The organism is Synechococcus sp. MU1648, from assembly GCF_023630615.1.
Lineage (GTDB): Bacteria > Cyanobacteriota > Cyanobacteriia > PCC-6307 > Cyanobiaceae > Parasynechococcus.
The window spans coordinates 24,495-42,953 of record NZ_JAKUHI010000015.1 but is presented as its reverse complement, the minus strand read 5'-3'; the positions used below and the strand labels follow the sequence as shown (position 1 = coordinate 42,953).

General features: G+C 61.2%; 17 protein-coding genes and 2 tRNA genes. 7 read left to right on the top strand and 12 right to left on the bottom strand.

What is annotated here, in order from left to right:
- Positions 1-127: 127 nt before the first annotated feature.
- Both mtnC and mtnB read right to left on the bottom strand, forming a co-directional pair.
- Positions 128-874 carry an acireductone synthase gene (gene mtnC / locus NCN06_RS11965; RefSeq protein WP_226398994.1) on the bottom strand — a complete coding sequence of 249 codons (747 nt, stop codon included), beginning with the start codon at positions 872-874 and terminating at the stop codon, positions 128-130.
- A gap of 2 nt (positions 875-876) precedes the next feature.
- Positions 877-1,491: a methylthioribulose 1-phosphate dehydratase gene (mtnB, locus tag NCN06_RS11960; protein WP_226398993.1), complete on the bottom strand. Its 615-nt coding sequence runs from the start codon at positions 1,489-1,491 to the stop codon at positions 877-879.
- A gap of 50 nt (positions 1,492-1,541) precedes the next feature.
- Here mtnB and mtnA point away from each other — a divergent pair, with 50 nt between their 5' ends.
- Positions 1,542-2,555, top strand: a complete 1,014-nt coding sequence (mtnA, locus tag NCN06_RS11955) for an S-methyl-5-thioribose-1-phosphate isomerase (protein WP_226398992.1) — start codon at positions 1,542-1,544, stop codon at positions 2,553-2,555.
- Here mtnA and NCN06_RS11950 read toward each other — a convergent pair.
- Both NCN06_RS11950 and NCN06_RS11945 read right to left on the bottom strand, forming a co-directional pair.
- A complete protein-coding gene (locus NCN06_RS11950) occupies positions 2,546-3,382 on the bottom strand; it encodes a DNA-formamidopyrimidine glycosylase (RefSeq protein ID WP_226398991.1) in 837 nt (278 codons plus the stop codon). The genes mtnA and NCN06_RS11950 overlap by 10 nt on opposite strands.
- 5 nt (positions 3,383-3,387) lie before the next feature.
- A complete protein-coding gene (locus NCN06_RS11945; protein ID WP_115022698.1) occupies positions 3,388-3,597 on the bottom strand; it encodes a photosystem I reaction center subunit IV in 210 nt (69 codons plus the stop codon).
- 41 nt (positions 3,598-3,638) lie between these two features.
- Between NCN06_RS11945 and NCN06_RS11940 the strand changes: the two genes are divergently transcribed.
- A complete protein-coding gene (locus NCN06_RS11940; RefSeq protein ID WP_502988840.1) occupies positions 3,639-4,742 on the top strand; it encodes a hypothetical protein in 1,104 nt (367 codons plus the stop codon).
- Positions 4,743-4,811: 69 nt separating this feature from the next.
- Entirely contained in the window at positions 4,812-6,272 is a 1,461-nt protein-coding gene (locus NCN06_RS11935) for a RecQ family ATP-dependent DNA helicase (RefSeq protein ID WP_226398995.1), read from the top strand.
- Between the two features lies 1 nt (position 6,273).
- Here NCN06_RS11935 and NCN06_RS11930 read toward each other — a convergent pair whose 3' ends face one another.
- Together NCN06_RS11930 and NCN06_RS11925 are read right to left on the bottom strand one after the other, a co-directional pair.
- Positions 6,274-7,299 carry a LysM peptidoglycan-binding domain-containing protein gene (locus NCN06_RS11930; RefSeq protein WP_226398989.1) on the bottom strand — a complete coding sequence of 342 codons (1,026 nt, stop codon included), beginning with the start codon at positions 7,297-7,299 and terminating at the stop codon, positions 6,274-6,276.
- A 99-nt stretch (positions 7,300-7,398) separates the two neighbouring features.
- Complete coding sequence (locus NCN06_RS11925; RefSeq protein WP_255617556.1) at positions 7,399-8,748, bottom strand: aldehyde dehydrogenase family protein; 1,350 nt, start codon at positions 8,746-8,748, stop codon at positions 7,399-7,401.
- A gap of 84 nt (positions 8,749-8,832) precedes the next feature.
- On the opposite strand from NCN06_RS11925, the gene NCN06_RS11920 reads away from it, so the two are divergent.
- A complete protein-coding gene (locus tag NCN06_RS11920; protein WP_226398987.1) occupies positions 8,833-10,494 on the top strand; it encodes an alpha-amylase family protein in 1,662 nt (553 codons plus the stop codon).
- Here NCN06_RS11920 and NCN06_RS11915 read toward each other — a convergent pair.
- A complete protein-coding gene (locus tag NCN06_RS11915) occupies positions 10,437-12,014 on the bottom strand; it encodes a glycerol-3-phosphate dehydrogenase/oxidase (protein WP_226398986.1) in 1,578 nt (525 codons plus the stop codon). The two genes, NCN06_RS11920 and NCN06_RS11915, sit on opposite strands and share 58 nt — an antisense overlap.
- Positions 12,007-13,512, bottom strand: coding sequence for a glycerol kinase GlpK (gene glpK / locus NCN06_RS11910; protein WP_250398976.1), 1,506 nt, complete (start codon positions 13,510-13,512; stop codon positions 12,007-12,009). The genes NCN06_RS11915 and glpK overlap by 8 nt, the downstream gene beginning before the upstream one ends.
- Before the next feature lie 51 nt (positions 13,513-13,563).
- On the opposite strand from glpK, the gene NCN06_RS11905 reads away from it, so the two are divergent.
- Complete coding sequence (locus NCN06_RS11905) at positions 13,564-15,027, top strand: glycoside hydrolase family 13 protein (RefSeq protein WP_226398984.1); 1,464 nt, start codon at positions 13,564-13,566, stop codon at positions 15,025-15,027.
- Here the strand turns inward: NCN06_RS11905 and NCN06_RS11900 are convergent.
- Positions 15,027-15,098: transfer RNA gene (locus tag NCN06_RS11900), tRNA-Thr, on the bottom strand. The genes NCN06_RS11905 and NCN06_RS11900 overlap by 1 nt on opposite strands.
- A gap of 10 nt (positions 15,099-15,108) precedes the next feature.
- Positions 15,109-15,190, bottom strand: a tRNA-Tyr gene (locus NCN06_RS11895).
- Between the two features lie 84 nt (positions 15,191-15,274).
- On the opposite strand from NCN06_RS11895, the gene aroQ reads away from it, so the two are divergent.
- Both aroQ and NCN06_RS11885 read left to right on the top strand, forming a co-directional pair.
- Positions 15,275-15,715 (top strand): type II 3-dehydroquinate dehydratase, encoded by a 441-nt coding sequence (aroQ, locus tag NCN06_RS11890; protein WP_226398983.1) that lies wholly within the window; start codon positions 15,275-15,277, stop codon positions 15,713-15,715.
- Positions 15,712-16,359: a MiaE family protein gene (locus tag NCN06_RS11885; protein ID WP_226398982.1), complete on the top strand. Its 648-nt coding sequence runs from the start codon at positions 15,712-15,714 to the stop codon at positions 16,357-16,359. The genes aroQ and NCN06_RS11885 overlap by 4 nt, the downstream gene beginning before the upstream one ends.
- Here NCN06_RS11885 and NCN06_RS11880 read toward each other — a convergent pair.
- On the bottom strand, positions 16,347-18,023 hold the full coding sequence (locus NCN06_RS11880) for a SulP family inorganic anion transporter (protein ID WP_226398981.1): 1,677 nt from the start codon (positions 18,021-18,023) through the stop codon (positions 16,347-16,349). The two genes, NCN06_RS11885 and NCN06_RS11880, sit on opposite strands and share 13 nt — an antisense overlap.
- A 1-nt stretch (position 18,024) precedes the next feature.
- Complete coding sequence (locus NCN06_RS11875) at positions 18,025-18,429, bottom strand: vitamin K epoxide reductase (protein ID WP_226398980.1); 405 nt, start codon at positions 18,427-18,429, stop codon at positions 18,025-18,027.
- Positions 18,430-18,459 lie beyond the last annotated feature (30 nt).

Genomic DNA, 18,459 nt, shown 5'->3' with positions numbered 1-18,459 from the left:
CCCTGAGAAAATAGCTCGATGCCAGGTAAAACATTCTCTTAATAGGTTGATGATTGGCTGATTGTTGTAGCAATCACCATCACCAACCATGAAAAAGCCACCTCATTCGAGGTGGCTTTTTTGTTGTCTATTTTTTTGCTGCGAGATACCTGATAACCTCGTGCAGCGATTGAATGACCTCGTGGTCTCTGGGATCTCGATCAGGGTTGCCGTCTCGAAGGCTGAAGAGGGTTTTCATCCCTGCCTTTCTTGCGGCATCGCATTCCTCTCCATTGTCACTTATAAACCATATATTCTCAGGAGCGCTGTTGATTAGAGTGGCGATCGTGGTGTAGCTCTGAAAGGCTTTCTTGGGTCCAGTGTGGGTGTCAAACCAATGGCTAAAAAGCGTCTCTATATTGCCTTCCGAGGTGTATCTGTACAGAAGCTTCTGTGCATGAATGCTCCCTGACGAATACACCGATAGCGTGATTCCTTGCTGATGCCATTGCTGCAGGCATTCGACTGTCTCTGGGAAGAGTTCGGCCTTTAATTCCCCATTGCTGTAGCCAAGTTCCCAGATTTCACCCTGTATATCTTTTAGTGCTGTCGACTTTTTGTCGATGACGATGAGATGCTCGAGGTACTGAGTTAATGCATCCATTTCGCTGATTTGCTGAAGATCAACTTGCTTTTTGAGTTGTACGCTCTTCACGGATTGATCCTCCGCCCATTCTTTCTTGGCCTTTTGGATCGTTTGACTTTGATTTCCATTTTGTTCATTCTGAATCAAATAACTGCTCAGTTCGCGCTTGGCGAAGGGGAACAAAATTTTGCTCACAAAGCTGACTGGGCAAGTCGTGCCTTCGATATCGAGCAGGAGGTGTTGGTTCATGATTAATTTCTGATCATCATCTGGGTCAATTTCACGTTGAGCAGAAACTCAAGAATTTCGATGTGTCGTTTGCTGGTCTCTAGGCTGTCCCCCCAGGCGTAGAGGCCGTGGCCAGCTACAAGGAATCCGCACGGCGCTGATGCAAGCGAAGGGCTGATGGCGTTACTTAGATTCTGCATCGACTGACTGTTGCTGATCACAGGGATGTTGACGCTGGTGGCATGGGTGTTGATGCCATGCAGTCCTTTCAACATTTCCCACCCCTCCAATGTGATCACTCCATCGTTTTCGTACTGACGGGAGAGGACCGTGCCCGGCACGGAATGAGTGTGCAGCACAGCTCCTGCTTGAGTTGCATCAACAATGCGGAGATGCAACGCAGTTTCTGCACTGGCATTGCCTTCTCCGGATAAGACATTGCAAGTTTGATCAACCACAATCAGCTGCTCTGCACTGACCTGGCCCTTATCCACACCGCTGGGTGCCATCAGTAATTGCAGTGGCTGATGCTGCAGCACAACACTGAAATTTCCCCCTGTGCCGTCGCACCATCCGCGGATGTGAAGGGCTTTGATGGCCTGAACCAGTTGGTCCCGTTTCGTTCGGCTGGTCCTCACAGTCTGGGGATCCCTTCTTCTTCTATACAGGAACCAGAGGCCGCTCTGCATTGATCCTTCCTCCCAGTCTTCGCTGGACCGGAACACACCTGGAGTTGCTCGACCAGCGACAACTGCCTGGGTCTGTTGTCTTTATGCAGCTGAAGACATGGGACGAGGTAGCTACAGCCATCTCGTCCATGGCCGTCCGTGGTGCTCCCGCGATCGGCATTGCTGCGGCATGGGGTGTCGTTCTTGCTGCGCAGGCCGGGGATGACCTCTCGTGTGCCATACGAGGCCTTAGAGCATCGCGACCAACCGCCGTCAATTTGGGCTGGGCTCTCAAAAAAATGGAGTCGTTCATTGCATCCACCGGTTCGGTTAACTGCGAGTCGCTTGCTGTTGTGGCCGCTGAGCTTCAGAGACAGGATTGTCTGCTGACCCAAAGGCTGGTCGACCACGGCGTTTCTTTGTTGAGTCAGGGGTGTCGGGTCTTGCACCATTGCCATACCGGCGCGATCGCTACCGCAGGGGTTGGTACGGCACTCGGTGTGATTTCAGCCGCTCACGCCCGTGGCGTTTTGCGTCATGCCTGGCTGGATGAGACGCGTCCTCGGTTGCAAGGGGCTGCCCTGTCTGCCTGGGAGTTGGGTTGTTTGGGGGTGCCCTGCACGGTGATTGTCGACGGAGCCAGTGGATTGCTGATGCGTCGGGGCGAGGTGGACGCCGTGATGGTGGGCTGTGACCGTGTCGCCGCCAATGGCGATGTCGCCAACAAGATCGGGACCTACAACCTGGCTCTTGTCGCCAAAGCCCATGGCGTCCCCTTCTATATCTGTGCACCTGGCAGCAGCATTGATCTGGCCACCCCCGATGGGGATGCCATCACGATTGAGGAACGCGATGCCCAGGAGATCACCCATGTTCAAGGTTTGTCGGTTGCGGCTCCTGGGGCCCAGGCTTGGAACCCTGCATTCGACATCACACCAGCTCACCTGGTGACGGGGTTAATCACAGAGTTCGGCGTGCTTCGCCCGCCCTATCGGGAGTCGCTCCGCGGGCTTTCGCTTCCCAATCAGCCCTGACACTGTGGGCACCAGTGGGTGCTTCGACCGGACAGCTTTTCCCTGCTAATTGGTGTTCCACAGCTGCGGCAGGGTTCCCCTCCACGCCGATAGACCCAGGCCTGCCCTCCGTAATTGCCATTGACGCCTTCAAGATCGCGGAAATCGCTGAAGGTTGTTCCACCGGCTCCAATGCTGATGGTCAAAACATTGACCAAGGCATCCCGCAGCTTCTCCAGTTGGTCGAGCTTCAGCTGGCCTGCCGGCGTGAAGGGAGCGATTCCTGACGCGAATAGACATTCATCCGCGTAGATGTTGCCAGCTCCAGCAACCAGGGCCTGGTCCAACAGAGCTGTTTTGATCGGTCGGCTGCTGCCCTTGAGCTTGTGCTTCAGATAAGCGGCAGAGAACTCTGGACTGAACGGTTCAGGGCCGAGTCGCGTCAAGCCACTGATCACGTCTTCAACCGCCTGGTCCGGAGGAACCCACCACATCTCCCCGAAGCTGCGCACATCAACAAAGCGCAACTCTTGATCAGCAGCGTTCCAGAGGCGAACACGGGTGTGTCGGCACGGATCAGTGGGCTGCTCATGCCACTGAAATTGGCCAGTCATGCGCAGATGAACGCCCCAAACGCCGCCATGGGGATTCAGGGATGCCATGAGGTACTTGCCCCTGCGTTGCCAGTCGCCCACTGTTGCGCCACAGAGACCGTGGACAAAGGCGTCAGGGCCTCCTGGGCTCGCTATCGCTCTCGGTCGGCAGACCTCAACTTGTTCAATTTTGAAGTCGACAAGACGATCTGCCAGTCCCCGACGGACCGTCTCGACTTCAGGGAGTTCAGGCAACGGCCTCAGGCCGGCTCGAGTTCCGCCTCAGCGAAATTGTTGGTGTTGATGCCGCCATCAACGCCCTGCAGGCCGCTGTAGTTGACCTTCTCAAAGCGGACGACAACGGGATAGCGGATTCCCGAAGTGTCGATCGTGGCAACAGTGCCAACTTCGTTGAACCAGTAAGACTCTGGACGCTTGATGCGCACCTTGGCGCCGCGGGTGATCGCCATCGCTGGGCATTAGGAGATGCAAACGGAGCGTATCTCGCTGAATGGATGCATATCACCGCTACGTCACAGAATGTCGTCCCTTCGTTGTTGGCGTCCCTTTGAACAGTTCCATCGCACCTGACCCCGATCCGTCTCTGCTTCAACTGGATTTGCCGGACCCAGAGCGGGACGACATCAGCACGATGGAATTTCTGGCCCGCCTGGAACAGGCCTGGGCCGTCTGCGACCGCTTTGATCTGCAGACTGAGATCTGGCGGGGTCGCATTCTCCGTGCCGTTCGGGATAAGGAAAAGCGTGGCGGTGAGGGTCGGGGAGCTGGCTTTCTGCAGTGGCTGAGGGAACAAGAAATCAGTAAGACCCGTGCCTATGGCTTGATCCAACTGGCGGAATCCGCCGACAGCATGCTCAGCGACGGCACCCTGGAGGAGAGCAGTGTGAATCACTTCTCCAAGCGCGCCTTTATGGAAACCGCCCAGGCGGTTCCAGAAGTTCAGCTGATGATTTCCGAGGCCGCCAACGAAGGTCAGGAAATCACCCGAAAGCAGGTGCGTCGTCTCACCGATGAATTCACGGCGGCCACGAGTCCATTGCTGCCGGAAGAGATTCGTCAACGCACCCAGGAAAATCTGCTGCCACCCCGTGCTGTGGCTCCACTGGTCCGTGAATTGGCCAAGCTTCCGGAGCCGCAGCAGGAGGATCTGCGCAAGGTGCTTCGCGATGAGCCCGAACTCGACCGCATCAAGGACGTCACCAGCACGGCCCGTTGGATCACCAAGGCAACGGAGTCGGGCATTGCCGTGAGGGCTTTTCAGCAGGGAGAACTGGATCTCGACCGTGCCATGCAAGAGGCCCAGCGCCTGGATGCCCTCGGCCTCTTGGCTGATGCTGTAGGCCAGGCCCAGGCCCTTGAGTCGGCTGTACTCAAGCTGCACACCTCCTGGCGGCGTTTGGGCGGTCTTCAGGAGCGCCTATGGGTCGAAAGCGGAAGTAGCACGCCCTACTTGCGCGATGTGCTGAACGCCCTGCAGACCCTCAGTGGTGCCACGCTACGGGTGTCGCTAGGAGAGCTTGCTGGAGGAAAGCGGGTGCGGTTGCAGCTGGTGGAGGAGGCTCCAGATCAATTGGATCCCCCACCGATGCCCTGACTCCAGATCTTGTGCTCGATAATCTGAAGCCTCCACATCTGGTGTGTTCTGGCTTCGCTCGAGCGTGCTCTGCAGACCCACTTCGGGTGGGATGGCTTTCGACCAGGGCAACGGCCTGTGGTGGATGCTGTGCTGGAGGGACGGGATGCGCTGGCGGTGCTGCCCACCGGCGGCGGGAAATCGCTTTGTTATCAGCTTCCAGCGCTGGTGCGCGAAGGGCTGGTGGTGGTGATCTCACCGTTGGTTGCTCTGATGGAGGATCAGGTGATGGCCCTGCAGCGACGGGGGATCGCTGCGGCCTGTCTGCATGCCGGTCTGGATCCGGCTCGACGCCAGCAGGCCTTGGAGCAGCTGCGGGATGCCACGCTCCGTCTCCTCTACATCGCGCCGGAACGCCTCCAGGGTGAGCAGACCCGGCTGATGCTGGAACGCCATGCCATGGAGGGGCGTCTTGTGGCCCTCGCGGTGGACGAAGCGCACTGCATCAGTGCCTGGGGGCATGATTTCCGCCCCGATTACCGCCGCCTTGGCCAGATCCGCAGCCTCTGCCCAGGGGTCCCGATGCTGGCCCTGAGCGCGACGGCAGCCCCGCGGGTGCGTGCCGACATCATTCGTCTGCTTGATCTGCGTCGGCCGCTTGTGCAGGTGAGCTCGGCCCGCCGGGACAACCTCCACTACACGATGCAACGGCGCCCGCGGGATCCCATGCCCCAGGTGTTAGAGGCGCTGGAGAGGTCCCGTGGTGCAGCGCTGATCTATGCCCGCACCCGTCGTTCCGTGGAGCAGTGGGCGGAACGTCTCAGTGATCAAGGGGTTGCCGCAACGCCGTATCACGCCGGTCTGGATCCGCAGACCCGGCAACAGGCCTTACGGCTGTTTCTCGAGCACCAGCGGCCGGTCCTCGTGGCAACAGTGGCATTCGGGATGGGAGTCGACCGTGGAGATGTCGGTCTTGTCCTCCACCTTGATCTGCCAGCAACGCCGGAGGGCTATCTGCAGGAATCAGGTCGCGCCGGCAGAGACGGCCAGCCGGCCCATTGCCATGTGCTGTTCTCCCCGGGAGATCGCACCAGCTTGGGTTGGGCTATGCAGGCCTCAGCCCGGGGCAGTGACGCGTTGGAGGACCGTCGGCGGTTGGATCTGGCGCAGCAACAGCTGCGTCGGATGGAGGCTGTCGCGGAGGGTGAGATGTGTCGAGAACAGGCCCTGTTGCTCGCCGTTGGCGAGTTGGTGGCTCCCTGTGGTCGTTGTGATCGCTGCATGGAGGCACCGAAACGACGGGACTGGTCCCCACAGGTTGAAACACTGCTGGCCCATCTGGCGGAGCAGGACGGTACGGAGATGCGGCGCCTGGGTGAGCACTTGGGCCTGCATGAACCCGGACGCCATGACCGCTGGACCTGGTTGGCCCGTCGGCTCGTGCAGGAGGAGTTGATTCAGGAAAGCAATGACGGCGCTCAAAGGCTGTACCTCCGAGAGAGCGGCCGGAGATTTCTGGATTCCCCCTGGACGCTTGATTACGCCGCCTGAGTCAGGCCTTGGCCTGACAACGATCCTTCACCAAGTCTTTTTCGAACCGGTTCTTCGGCGCCTCCCAGACTTTCCAGCTCCCATCGGCACCGGTGGCATTGATCTTTTTGGCGGAACAATTCACGGCCAGGTACAGGGCCTGACCCTTGGCATTGAGAGTGGGCACCACCTGACTGCCGCCCATGGGCTGCCAGTTGGCCCAGTCCACCTGGAGCGGACCGTAGGTGCGCCAGTCAGCCGATTTGGCCAGGGTCTGCTGGGGCTTGGCGGCCTGGACCGGCTTGGCCTTGGGAGCAGGCTTCTTGGTCTGCACTGGTTTGGTTTGAACCGGCTTGGCTGCCACAGGCTTGGCCTTGGCTTGAACCTTTGGCTTCACCATCACAACTGGCTTGATGGCGGTTGCCACCGGTTGGGTTTGTACGGGCTGGGATTGCGTGCTGATGGGTTTCTGGAAGGAGGGATCCGTCAGATAAAGGCGCGTTCCCACTTCCACCTTGTTGGGGTCGCTGAGCTCGTTGATGCTGATCAGGCTGGCCACTGGAAGCTTGTAGGCCTTGGCGATCTGCGTAAGAGTTTGCCCTTTGGCAACGGTGTGTTCGGTGGCTCCCGTGATCGGGGTTACGGCCACTGGCTTGAAGGCCGGGCGCGGCATGACTGCGTTGCTGGGGAGTCGCAGGGTCTGACCGACTTCCACGTGGTTGGCGTTACGCAGGTTGTTGAGGGCCATCAGGTCGCGACCACTGACCCGGTACTGGCTGGCAATGCTGCTGAGGGTCTCACCGCTGTTGACGCGATGGCGTCCAGAGCCCGCCGTCACGGTGGGGCCTGGCACTTGCAGGCGGCTTCCAGCTTGGACAAGGTCTGGGTTGCGGATCCCATTCATCCGCATCAGGGTGCCGACGCTGACGCCGTAGCGGTCAGCGATATCCGAGAGCGTCTCGCCGGATCGCACCGTCACCGAGGCAGCTGTGGCTGACAGAGGGAGCCAAGCCGTCAGAAGAAGGGCGGCAAGAGCGGTACGGCGCATTCGTCTCCGGTAGATCCCTGCAAGATACGGTGCTTGACGTAAAGCGCCAGCCCCCCAGAGCACTTGCTGCAGCAGGGATGTGATGGATGTCGCCTCGCTTTATCCAGCGAGCCGCCTCAGCAGATTGAGATCCACCTTGTAGGGCGGGTAACGCAGCTTGAAATCAAACCGGAATGGGCGTTTAAGCACCGCCTTGTGATGACTGAACGTGTCGAAGCCGCTCTGGCCGTGGTAACTCCCCATCCCGCTGGCGCCAACACCGCCGAAGGGCAGCTGGGGCACGCCGGCCTGCATCACCACATCGTTGAGGCAGACCCCGCCTGAACTCGTGGTGGTGAGCACCTGTTGCTGCTGGGCCTCATCACCTCCGAAGAGATACAGCGCCAACGGTTTGGGGCCTCTGCGGATCTCCTGAAGCGTTGTAGTGAGGTTCTCGAGCACCAGCACCGGTAGGAGCGGACCGAACAGTTCCTCCGCCATCAGCGGATCATTGCGGTCATCCACGCGGATCACGGTGGGTGCGATGCGCCGTTGCCCTCGGCTGATTTCGCCTCCGATCAGAATTCGGCCGTCCGCTCTGGCTGTTTCCAGAAGCTGCTCCAGCCGATTGAACTGCCGCTCATTGATGATTTGCCCCAGCTGTTTCGAGGTCAGGGGGTCGTCGCCATACATCTCAGTTCTGGCCTCTGCCATCGCCTTCAGCAGGGGCGAACGCAGTTCGGGTTGCACCAGCAGATGGTCTGGCGCGATGCAGGTCTGCCCGGCATTAATCCCCTTGCCCCAGATCAAGCGTCGGGCCCCCACCTTGAGGTCGGCACCCTCGAGAACGATTGCCGGGCTCTTGCCCCCCAGTTCCAGGGTTACCGGAGTGAGGTGGGCAGCGGCTCCTTCCAGCACCTTCCGTCCGATGCTGCCGCCACCTGTGAAGAAGATGTGGTCAAAGGGCATGGCCACCAGGTCTGCAGCCACAGTCCCATCCCCCTGGACGACCTGCACCACGTCGGGTTCGAAGTGCTCAGGGATCAGTCGCGCAATGAGATCAGCAATGGCTCCAGCGTGTTCCGAGGGTTTGAGCACGGCCGTGTTGCCAGCAGCTAGAGCACTGATTAACGGCCGTAGCGTCAGTTGAAAGGGATAGTTCCAGGGGCCGATGACCAGAACGCACCCGAGTGGTTCCGGCACAACCCTGGCCTGACCTGGGCGGAGTGAGAGGGGCACCGCGACTCGACGCGGACGCATCCATCGCTCCAGCTGCCGGCCGGTGAGCTTGAGCTCCTGTCGCAGAGCGATCAGTTCAAAAAAGGCTTCGGTCGGTGGTTTCCCGAGGTCGGCGGCGAGTGCCTCGAGCACCTCTGATTCATGCTCCTCCACTAGGGCTGAGAGGCGTTGCAACTGCTCTTGGCGCCAGGCCAGGGGACGGGTCAGCCCAGCTCCAACAAGCTCCTGCATCCGGCTCAGTTGCGTTTGGGTGAGGGGCACGGGGCTGACGATCAGGCCAGTCGGGTCTAGCAGTGGTGAATCTGCAACCGGGGGATGACCCCAGAGCTTCCGTGGTGGTCAGGGACGGTCATCTACCAGTTGATCGTTCGGAGTTATTCCGATGGGAATGGCGATGGCACTGGTGATTTCAAGGGGCTTGCGGCGCGGTTGCCCTATCTGCGTTGGTTGGGGGTTAACACCCTCTGGCTGACGCCGATTTATCCGTCTCCCCTGCGGGACGGGGGTTACGACATCACTGATTTCACCGGAATCCATCCGGATCTGGGTGATCTCGCCTCATTCCATCGGTTCCTCACGGCGGCCCACAGCCAGGGAATGCGGGTGATTTTGGACCTGGTCCTCAATCACACCAGTGACCTTCATCCCTGGTTCCAGCGAGCCCGCTGGGCTCCTCAGGGCAGTCCGGAACGGGATGTTTACGTCTGGAGTGACGACCCCAAGCGCTATGCCGAGGCACCGGTTCTGTTCAGGCACTTCGAGGCCTCGAATTGGGAGTGGGATCCGGTTGCCGAGCAGTACTACCTGCACCGATTCCTGCGTCATCAGCCCGATCTCAATTACGAGAATCCCTGGGTGCAAGACACGATGCTGGAGGTTGTCGACTTCTGGCTAGAGCGCGGTGTGGACGGTTTCCGTTTGGATGCGGTTCCGTTCCTGTTCGAGTCAGAGGGCAGCCGTTGTGAAGGTTTGCCGGAGACCCACGCCTTCCTCAAGCGTTTGCGGGAACGGGTGGATCGGCATGACCGTGACGTGCTGTTGCTGGGAGAGGCGATTCAGCCGGTGCAAGAGGCCGCTCCATACCTGGCGGATGACGAACTGCATGGTGCGTTCAACTTCGTTCTCACCGCCCATCTGTTCGCAGCTATTGCCAGTGGTCGCACTCAGCAGCTTGGGGAGTGCCTGATGCAGGCCGAGCAGGCTGTGCGTGGTCCTCGCTGGGCTTTGCCGCTGCGCAACCACGATGAACTGTGGCTCGGGGATGGTCATCTGATCAGCGATGAGGTGATTCAGACCATCCGGGTTGGCTTGCCCCAGGGGCAGGGGCATTGGCTGAACTGGGGGATTAACCGACGCCTGGCTCCCCTCCTCAACGGCGATCCGCGCTCCAACCGCTTGCTGCATGGTCTTCTGTACAGCGTTCCTGGAATGCCTTGCCTGTACTACGGCGATGAACTGGGCATGGGTGATTGGCCTGGTCTAAGGGACCGTGATCCCAACCGCACGCCGATGGCCTGGACGCCGGCACGCAATGGTGGCTTCTCGACCGCCCCCGATCCGCTGTTGGTGCTGCCACCGATCACAGCTCCCGGATATGACTACCGCGTGGTGAATGTGGAGGTGCAAAAGCAGCTGCCGGGGTCGTTACTGAACTGGCATCGACGCATGCTCACCTGCCGCCGTCTCCTGCCAGCGCTCAGGCATGGAAGCTTCCGCTTGCTCCACAGCCCCCACCCCGGGGTGTTGGTGTACCTCCGCTGCACCGAGGCGATGACGGTGCTGGTGGCCGCCAATGTCACCGCCGCAGGGGCGTCCCTCAGTCTTGATCTGTCGGAGTGGGCTGGCGAGCGCACCCGTGAGGTGATGTGGGGCTGTGAGTTCCCTCCCGCCGCAGCGGAGTGGTTCGTGAATCTTCCGCCCTACGGATTCAATTGGTGGCTGATCGGGGAGGTGGAGCCCGCCGCGACGCCGGCTTGATCCAGGAGGGCATCCACCTGGGGCCTGAGCCGTTCGGCATCGTCCAGGTCCACCATGGCCAGCCGGCAGCGGCGGGCCAGTACATCGCTGCTGCAGCAGGCATGTTCCCGCTGGATGGCGTGGTCCAGTTCTGCGGCACAAAGGGGGATGACCGGGCTGAGGGGCTCGCGTCGGCTGGGCTCGGAGGGTTCGATCACGGCCACTGCCTCCAAGCCATAGGTGCTTTGGAGATGGGCGACTTGCGCGGCCCTTAGAGAGGTGTCGGGGAGCAGGGCTTCGAGTTGGTGTTTCTGGCGTTGCAGGCCGTCCAGGGTTGCCTGCAAGGACTCCGCTGCCCCTCGCAGCGGCATCGGTTCAGGCTTGGGTAGAGGCCGCCCGAGCTGGCGTTCCACCGCGGCCAGGGTGTCCTCGGCCATGGGCCGGCAGGTGGTCCATTTGCCTCCCATCACGCTCACTAGGCCGCAGCTCAGGGTTTCCACCTCGTGCTCCCGTACCACGCGGCTGCTGTCCATGCCCTGGTCCGCGGGCTTCAGCAGCGGTCGTCCCCCCGCCCAACGGCTGCTCACCTTCGGATGCTGGAGCTGGGGAAACCACTCACGCACGTAGTCGAGCAGGTAGCTCTCCTCCTCCGGTGAGGGGGATGTGGCGCTCTCCTTCGTGCAGGCTTCATCCGTGGTTCCCACCAGCGTGCGGCCGTGGAAGGGGAGCATGAACAGCACGCGTCCATCCGCGGTGGATGGCACCAGAAGCCCGAGGCCCTCTGGGCAGAGGTTCTGTTCCAGCACGATGTGTGCTCCACGGCTGGTGAGCATGCGTGGGGGGGCGTCAGCGTCCGCCATCTGCCGGATTTCATCTGCCCGAATGCCCGTGGCATTCACGAATGCCGAGGCGCACCAGCGCTCCCGTTGGCCCGTTACGGACTCACTGATGGCTGCCTTGAGCTGGCCCGTTCCGTCGGTTTCCAGCTGCACCACCCGACAACGGGTGCGCAGGGTTGCCCCCCGCTGCTCCGCCGTGAGAGCCAGCAGCAGGTTGAGGCGGGCATCGTCGAACTGCCCATCGCTGTAGGCCACGCCGCCTTGACATGCCTTCATCAGAGGCAGGGCCTGACGCATCTGCTGCTGAGACAGCAGTCGGCTGTGGCCGATGCTCCGCTGACCTGCCAGGGCGTCATACATTCCCAGCCCAAGGCGGTAATAGGCCTGTCCCCAGAGCTGTTGTGTGGGCAGGGCCAGTTCGAGTCGCCGGGCCAGAAACGGCGCCTGTGTCAACCAGTGGCTCCGCTCGAGCAGGGCTTCCCTCACTAGCCTCAGTTGGGCCAGATCCAGGGTTTTGAAGGCCAGCTCCAGGTAGCGGACCCCGCCATGGAGCAGCTTCGTGCTGCGGCAACTGGTGCCACCTCCGATATCTCCGGCCTCGAGCAGGGCCACGCTGAGGCCCCGCCGCGTGGCCTCGTAGGCCACGCTCGCGCCACTGGCACCAGCCCCGATAACCAGCAGGTCCACCTGTTGATCAGCCATGCCACCCAAGGCTTCTGGACACGGCGTTCTGCCAGCGTGCGCGCCAGCTGCTGCGCTGGGATTCATCCATCTGTGGCTGAAACAGTTCCGCACCGTCACTCCGCGCGGTCGCGAGCTGCTCCAGGTTGTTGATCACCCCGGCTTGAAGTCCTGCGAACAGCGCCACCCCCCGTGCGGTGCTCTCGAGGCTGGCGGGCCGCCGGACCGTCAGACCGGTGCAATCCGCCTGCGCTTGCAAGAGGGGATCGGAGGCAGCAGCGCCACCATCCACGGCCAGTTCACCCAGGCTGGTGCCGAGGGCCTGTTCAGCGAGTTCCACCAATGTCGCCACAGATAGGGCAATTCCTTCCAGAGCCGCTCGGGCGATGTGACCACGCCCGCTGTCACGGGTGAGGCCCACCAGAACACCGCGAGCCTGGGGATCCCAGTGCGGTGTCCCCCAGCCGGTGAAGGCGGGCACGAGCATCACACCTCCAGAATCCGGCACCGAAAGCGCCAGGTCGTTGACCTGAGAGGCCTGATCAATGATCTGCAGCCCGTCCCGCAGCCACTGGATCACGGTGCCGGCGTTGAACAGACTCCCCTCAAGGCAGAAGCTGGGCGTGCCGGCGGCATCGGTCCAGCCGAGGGTGCTCAGCAGACCCGCATCCGAGCGACGGAGGACGTCGCCAGTGTTGATCACCAGAAAGGCCCCCGTCCCGTAGGTGCACTTTCCTTCCCCGGGTTGCAGGCACAGCTGGCCAAGGGTGGCGGCCTGTTGGTCGCCGAGCATCGCCTGGATCGGTAGGCCTGCAAAAGGCAGATCCGATCCAATGTGCCCGAACTCACCGCGGCAGGGCAGTAACTCCGGGAGAGCGTTGGCGGGTAGCCCTGTCGGGGTTCGGAAGTCATCCACCCAGCGCTGCTGCTCTAGATCCATCAACAGCGTTCGGCTGGCATTGCTCATGTCGCTGCCATGGCGCTGGCCGCCGGTGAGTTGCCACAGCAGCCAGCTCTCCACCGTCCCGAAGCAGAGGTCATCGCTGGCCGCGGCGGATTGGGCGTCGTCGTAGTGATCGAGCATCCAGCGGATCTTGCTGGCACTGAAGTACGGGTCGAGCAGCAAGCCAGTGCGTCGGCACCACTCCTGCTCCAGGCCCTGCTGTTTCCAGGCCTCGCAGATGGAGGCGGTACGGCCGTCCTGCCAGACGAGGGCCGGTCCGCAGGGGAGGCCGCTGCTGCGGCGCCAGAGCACCGTGGTTTCCCGTTGGTTGGTGATGCCGCAGCTCACCACCGCCTTGCGCTGTCCATCGCTGAGCTTCGCGTCGAGCTGAACCAGGGCCTGTCGCTGGCTGGTCCAAATCGCCATCGGGTCCTGTTCCACCCATCCATCAGCGGGGTAGGAAATTGGCAGCGGTGCACTGGCGCTGATCACCAGATCCCCCGAGCTACTGAACAGTGCAGCCCTGGAGCTGCTAGTGCCCTGATCGAGGGCCAGAAGAAGAGGCTGCTCAGCCATGGCCAATGTCTTTCTCTCCTGCTAGCCAGGAGTTGGCTGACTGCAAAGGTTTTGCGAGCGATCACTCCGTTTCGAGATCCACCTGCTTGGGTTGCCGATGCGGTGCTCTACCAGATCTTTCCCGACCGTTTCCGGCGCAGTGATCGGGTCAATGCGCAGCGCTATCTCGCTCTGAAGCCATGGGGGATGGACCCTCGGGAAGAGGGATTTCAGGGCGGGGATCTCTATGGCGTGATTGATGCTCTCGATGAGCTGCAAGCCATGGGCATCACCTGCCTTTACCTCACGCCCATCTTCAGCTCAGCCGCCAACCATCGTTATCACGCTTACGACTACTTCGAGGTTGATCCTCTGCTGGGGGGCAACGCAGCTCTCACGGAACTCATCGACGCTGTGCATCAGCGCGGAATGAAGTTGGTTCTTGATGGTGTGTTCAACCATTGCGGCCGAGGCTTTTGGGCCTTTCATCACGTGGTGGAGAACGGTGCGGATTCGCCGTACCGGGATTGGTTCCATGTGCACCGTTGGCCCCTCCAGCCCTATCCCGCGGAAGGCGAGGACTGCGGATACGACTGCTGGTGGGCATTGCCTGATCTGCCCAAGTTCAACCATGGGAACCCTGGTGTCCGGGAGCATCTGCTGGCGGTCGGCCGTCACTGGCTTGAACGTGGGATCGATGGTTGGCGTCTCGACGTTCCAGCAGAGGTCCCTGCCGATTTCTGGGTGGAGTTCCGGAAGATGGTGCGGTCCACCAACCCGGATGCCTGGATTGTTGGAGAAGTGTGGGGAGATGCAACGGCCTGGCTGCAGGGCGACCACTTCGATGGCGTGATGAATTACCGGCTTGGTTGGAGCAGCATTTGCTGGGCCGCCGGTGAGACGCTGCGCCGGGACTATCGCAACCGTGAGTACCCCCTTGATCCCCTGGATGGCCAGGCCCTGTTGACCATCTGGACGACGACAGCGAGCTCCTATCGGGATGTGGTGAACAGGGCTCAGATGAATCTTCTCGACAGCCATGACGTCCCCCGCGCGCTTCACAGCCTCAGCAACGACTTGGCTGCCTTGAAGTTGGCACTGTTGCTGCTCTTTCTTCACCCAGGAGCGCCCTGCATCTACTACGGGACAGAGGCTGCTCTTGCAGGTGGTCCTGAACCAGGTCCATCTGGCGGGCCTGGACCCTCCTGCCGTGAGGCCTATCCCTGGGATGTCCCCTGGACAGCAGATCTGCGTCCTTTTATTCAATCGCTCGCTGAACTCCGTCGTGCCCATGAGCCCCTGCGTAGGGATGGCCTGCAGTGGTCAGTTCAAGGGTCTGACGGACTGGAGGGAGTTGCGGATGGCGTTCGGGTTCTGATCAACCGCAGTCGCTCAGAACACTTGCCTTTATCCCTGGCGCTGCACAATTCCGTGCTCTGGACGCTCGGATCAGCCGACAGTCGAAGCCTTGGCCCGCAATCGGCGGTTGTCCTCGGTTCGAAAGAGGCCTCCCCTGGTGCCGAGGGGAGGAAGTAAGCCCTTGTCGAGACTTGAACTCGAGACCTCTCCCTTACCAAGGGAGTGCTCTACCGCTGAGCTACAAGGGCATGTGGAGGATGGGCCGGGTTGGATTTGAACCAACGTAGGCAGAGCCAGCGGATTTACAGTCCGCCCCCATTAACCACTCGGGCACCGACCCGAACCACACCGCAAGAACTTACCAGTCGGTGCGTCCTTCCCCACGATCTCGATACGATCTTGCGAACTGAAACGACCTCCAGCCATGCACGTTCTGCTGCTGAACGGTCCAAATCTGAACCTCTTGGGGCAGCGTGAGCCTGGGATCTATGGACAGTCTTCTCTGGCTGATATCGAGGCGGCACTGACCCGAGAGGCCGAGCATGAATCGGTGCAACTCGATTGCTTCCAAAGCAATTTCGAAGGCGCCCTGGTGGATCGAATTCACCAGGCGATCGGTCGTAGCGACGGAATCCTGATCAACGCCGGGGCATACACCCATACCTCCATCGCGATTCGCGATGCCCTTGCAGGTGTTGCGATCCCCTACGTGGAACTTCATCTCAGCAACACCCATGCTCGGGAAGATTTTCGCCATCACTCATTCCTTGCAGAGCGCGCCGTCGGTGTCGTTTGCGGCTTCGGACCAGCCAGTTACAGCCTTGCTTTGAAAGGATTGCTCAGCCACCTCAGGCCGAGCGCATGACCATCAGCGTGCCGCAGAAAACGGTCGCGTCGATCCGCTGGTTGGCCGCGCCCACCAGTGGGAGCTGGGTGGAGCAGGCCAATGCCCGGCCAATGGAGGTGCTGATCGATCACGCCCATTGCGAACGCAAAGCTGCTGGGGCTGCTGTGCAGATGATGTTTCGCTACCTCTGCGAGCCCGGTCTGGGTGAAGCTCTAAGCCCTCTGGCGCGGGAAGAGCTTGAGCACTTCGAGCAGGTTCTGGCGCTGATCAAGGCACGGGGGCGTTACCTGGAACCGATTCCCTCCCCGGGCTATGGAGCGGAACTCGCCCGACAGATCCGCAAAGGCGAGCCGCAAAGAATGCTCGATTCTTTCCTTGTGGCTGGCTTGATCGAAGCCCGCAGCCATGAGCGCATGGCCCTGCTGGCGGAGCACAGTCCGGATCCGCAGTTGAGGGATCTTTATCGCGATCTGCTGGCGAGTGAAGCTCGCCACTTCGGGCTGTACTGGGTGCTGTGCGAGGAGCGCTACCCGCGGGATGTGATTGTGCAGCGCTTGCGAGTGCTTGCTCAGGCCGAAGTGAAGGCGCTGGAGGGAGAGCTGGTCAGTCCTGAGGATGTGCGCATGCACTCCTGTGGGGTGGACATCAGTCAGATCAGCTGAGCGGCCTCCTGCAAAGCATCCAGCCTGGAAGGCCGCAGCACACCCTCTACACCGAATTGCCGCAACCGTTGCTTGAGAGCCTGATTGGCCCCGGCGATGAACAGCGTGCGTCCTGCTGATTGAGCTTCCTCAACCATGCGTTCGATCGCCAGCGTTGCTGTGACCCCGATGCGAGGCACGTCGGTGAGGTCAAGGATCAACACCTTGTAGCTCTGGATCAACCCCATCCGCGCACTGATTCCTTTGGCGGCTCCAAAACTGAGGGGGCCGCGCAGACGGAACAGCATCAGGGCCTTGCCGCAGCGCAGGATCAGGGCCTCCTCCTCTGGGGAGAGATTGGCGTGCAGCGCATCCTTGGCATCGGCAGGGTTGTCTTCTTCCATCCCCTCCAGCTGAGACCGCGTGATCGCGTCCACGGTCAACAGATTGGCCACGAACATCCCCACCAGAACCCCCCAAATCAGGTCCCAGAACACCGTCATCAAGAGCACGGCGTACATCAGCGCGGCCGTTTTCACCGACAGGCGATGGGCTCGAAGCAGAAAGCCCCAGTCGATGATGTCGAGCCCGACTTTGATCAGGATTCCCGCCAGCAGTGCCGTGGGGATCTGCGCTGCGAGAGGTCCTGCCCCCAGCAGCACGAGCAGCAGAACCAGGGAATGGGTCATGCCTGACCAAGGCGTTTGACCTCCGGATTTGATGTTGATGACCGTTCGCATCGTGGCTCCAGCGCCCGGGAGTCCAGACAGGAACCCGGCCGCTGTGTTGGCGATGCCCTGGCCGATCAGTTCACGGTTGGAGTCATGGTTGGTCTGGGTGATGTTGTCGGCCACCAGGGAGGTGAGCAACGAGTCGATGGCCCCGAGCAGAGCGAGAACCATGCCCGCTTTCACCAGCTCCGGCAGGTGCCGGCTGAAATCGGGCATCACCAGTTGCAAGCCGCCTGCGGGGATCGCTCCGATCCGGGCGATGGGTTCAAGGCCGAGATCCAGCAGCCGGTTGTCGTTGAACAACACCAGCGACAACGGCGTCACGATCAGCAGCGCCAGCAGAGGCGTCGGCACCCATTGACGGACGCGGAGAGGGGTTAGAAACACCACAGCGAGCGTCATCAATCCAACGGCCAGAGCGGCAGGATTCCAGCTGGGTGCGTTGATCAGCGACTGCAGCGATGCAATGACGCCGCCCCGGGTGCTCACCCCAATGAAGGGCCCGAGTTGCAGCACCAGGATGATGAAACCGATTCCCGACATGAAGCCGGAGACCACCGAATAGGGCACCAGGGTGATGAAGCGCCCCAGCCGCAGTATCCCGAGCAGGGCTTCAAACACACCACCGATAACGACAGCGGCCATCACCAGCGGCAGCATCTCGCCGGCACTCAGGTCACGACTGATTCCGACGGCGGCCAGGCTGGACACAATGCCCGCCACGGTGACGCTCATGGGTCCGGTGGGTCCGCTGACCTGGGCGGGGGTCCCCCCGAGCAGGGCCGCCAGAAAACCGGTAACGATGGCGCCATAAAGGCCATAGATGGCGCCGCCTGGCCCAAGGGCCGCATTGCCGAAGGCCAGGGCGAGGGGCAGGGCCACCACGGCTGCCGTCAGGCCTCCGAGCAGGTCGCCTCGGATGTTGCGCCGATGCAGGCCGTTAATCAAGGCCATGTCAGTTCAGCCCGCTCCAGCGGCTCAGGGCATCCAGAGACTGAACGCCAACTTTTCGGCGTCCATCGGGAAGAACCCAGGTGGGATAGGCCCGGATGTCTGCAGCGCTGCAGGATTCGGCTTGCTTCGGCAGCGTCTCCGGCTTGCGGCACTCCACATAGGGCAGCTTCGCTCCGGCCTGTTTGCCAAAAAGGTTCATCTGTTTGAAGCACGCCGGGCATGTCCAAGCGCCGTAAAACCTGGCTCCAACTGCCCTTAGATGATCCGTGAGTTCGACGGCCTGGGGGCTGGAGTCGCGCAGGGGCTCCCCGATCGTGCTGGCCCATGGAGCGGCCTGTCCCGGTGCGACGGTTCCGCCAGCCGCGAGCAGCACGGTTGCCAGCAGGGATGAAGCAACGCCTCGCATGCCGATGCAGTTAATGGCCCGAAGCTAGGT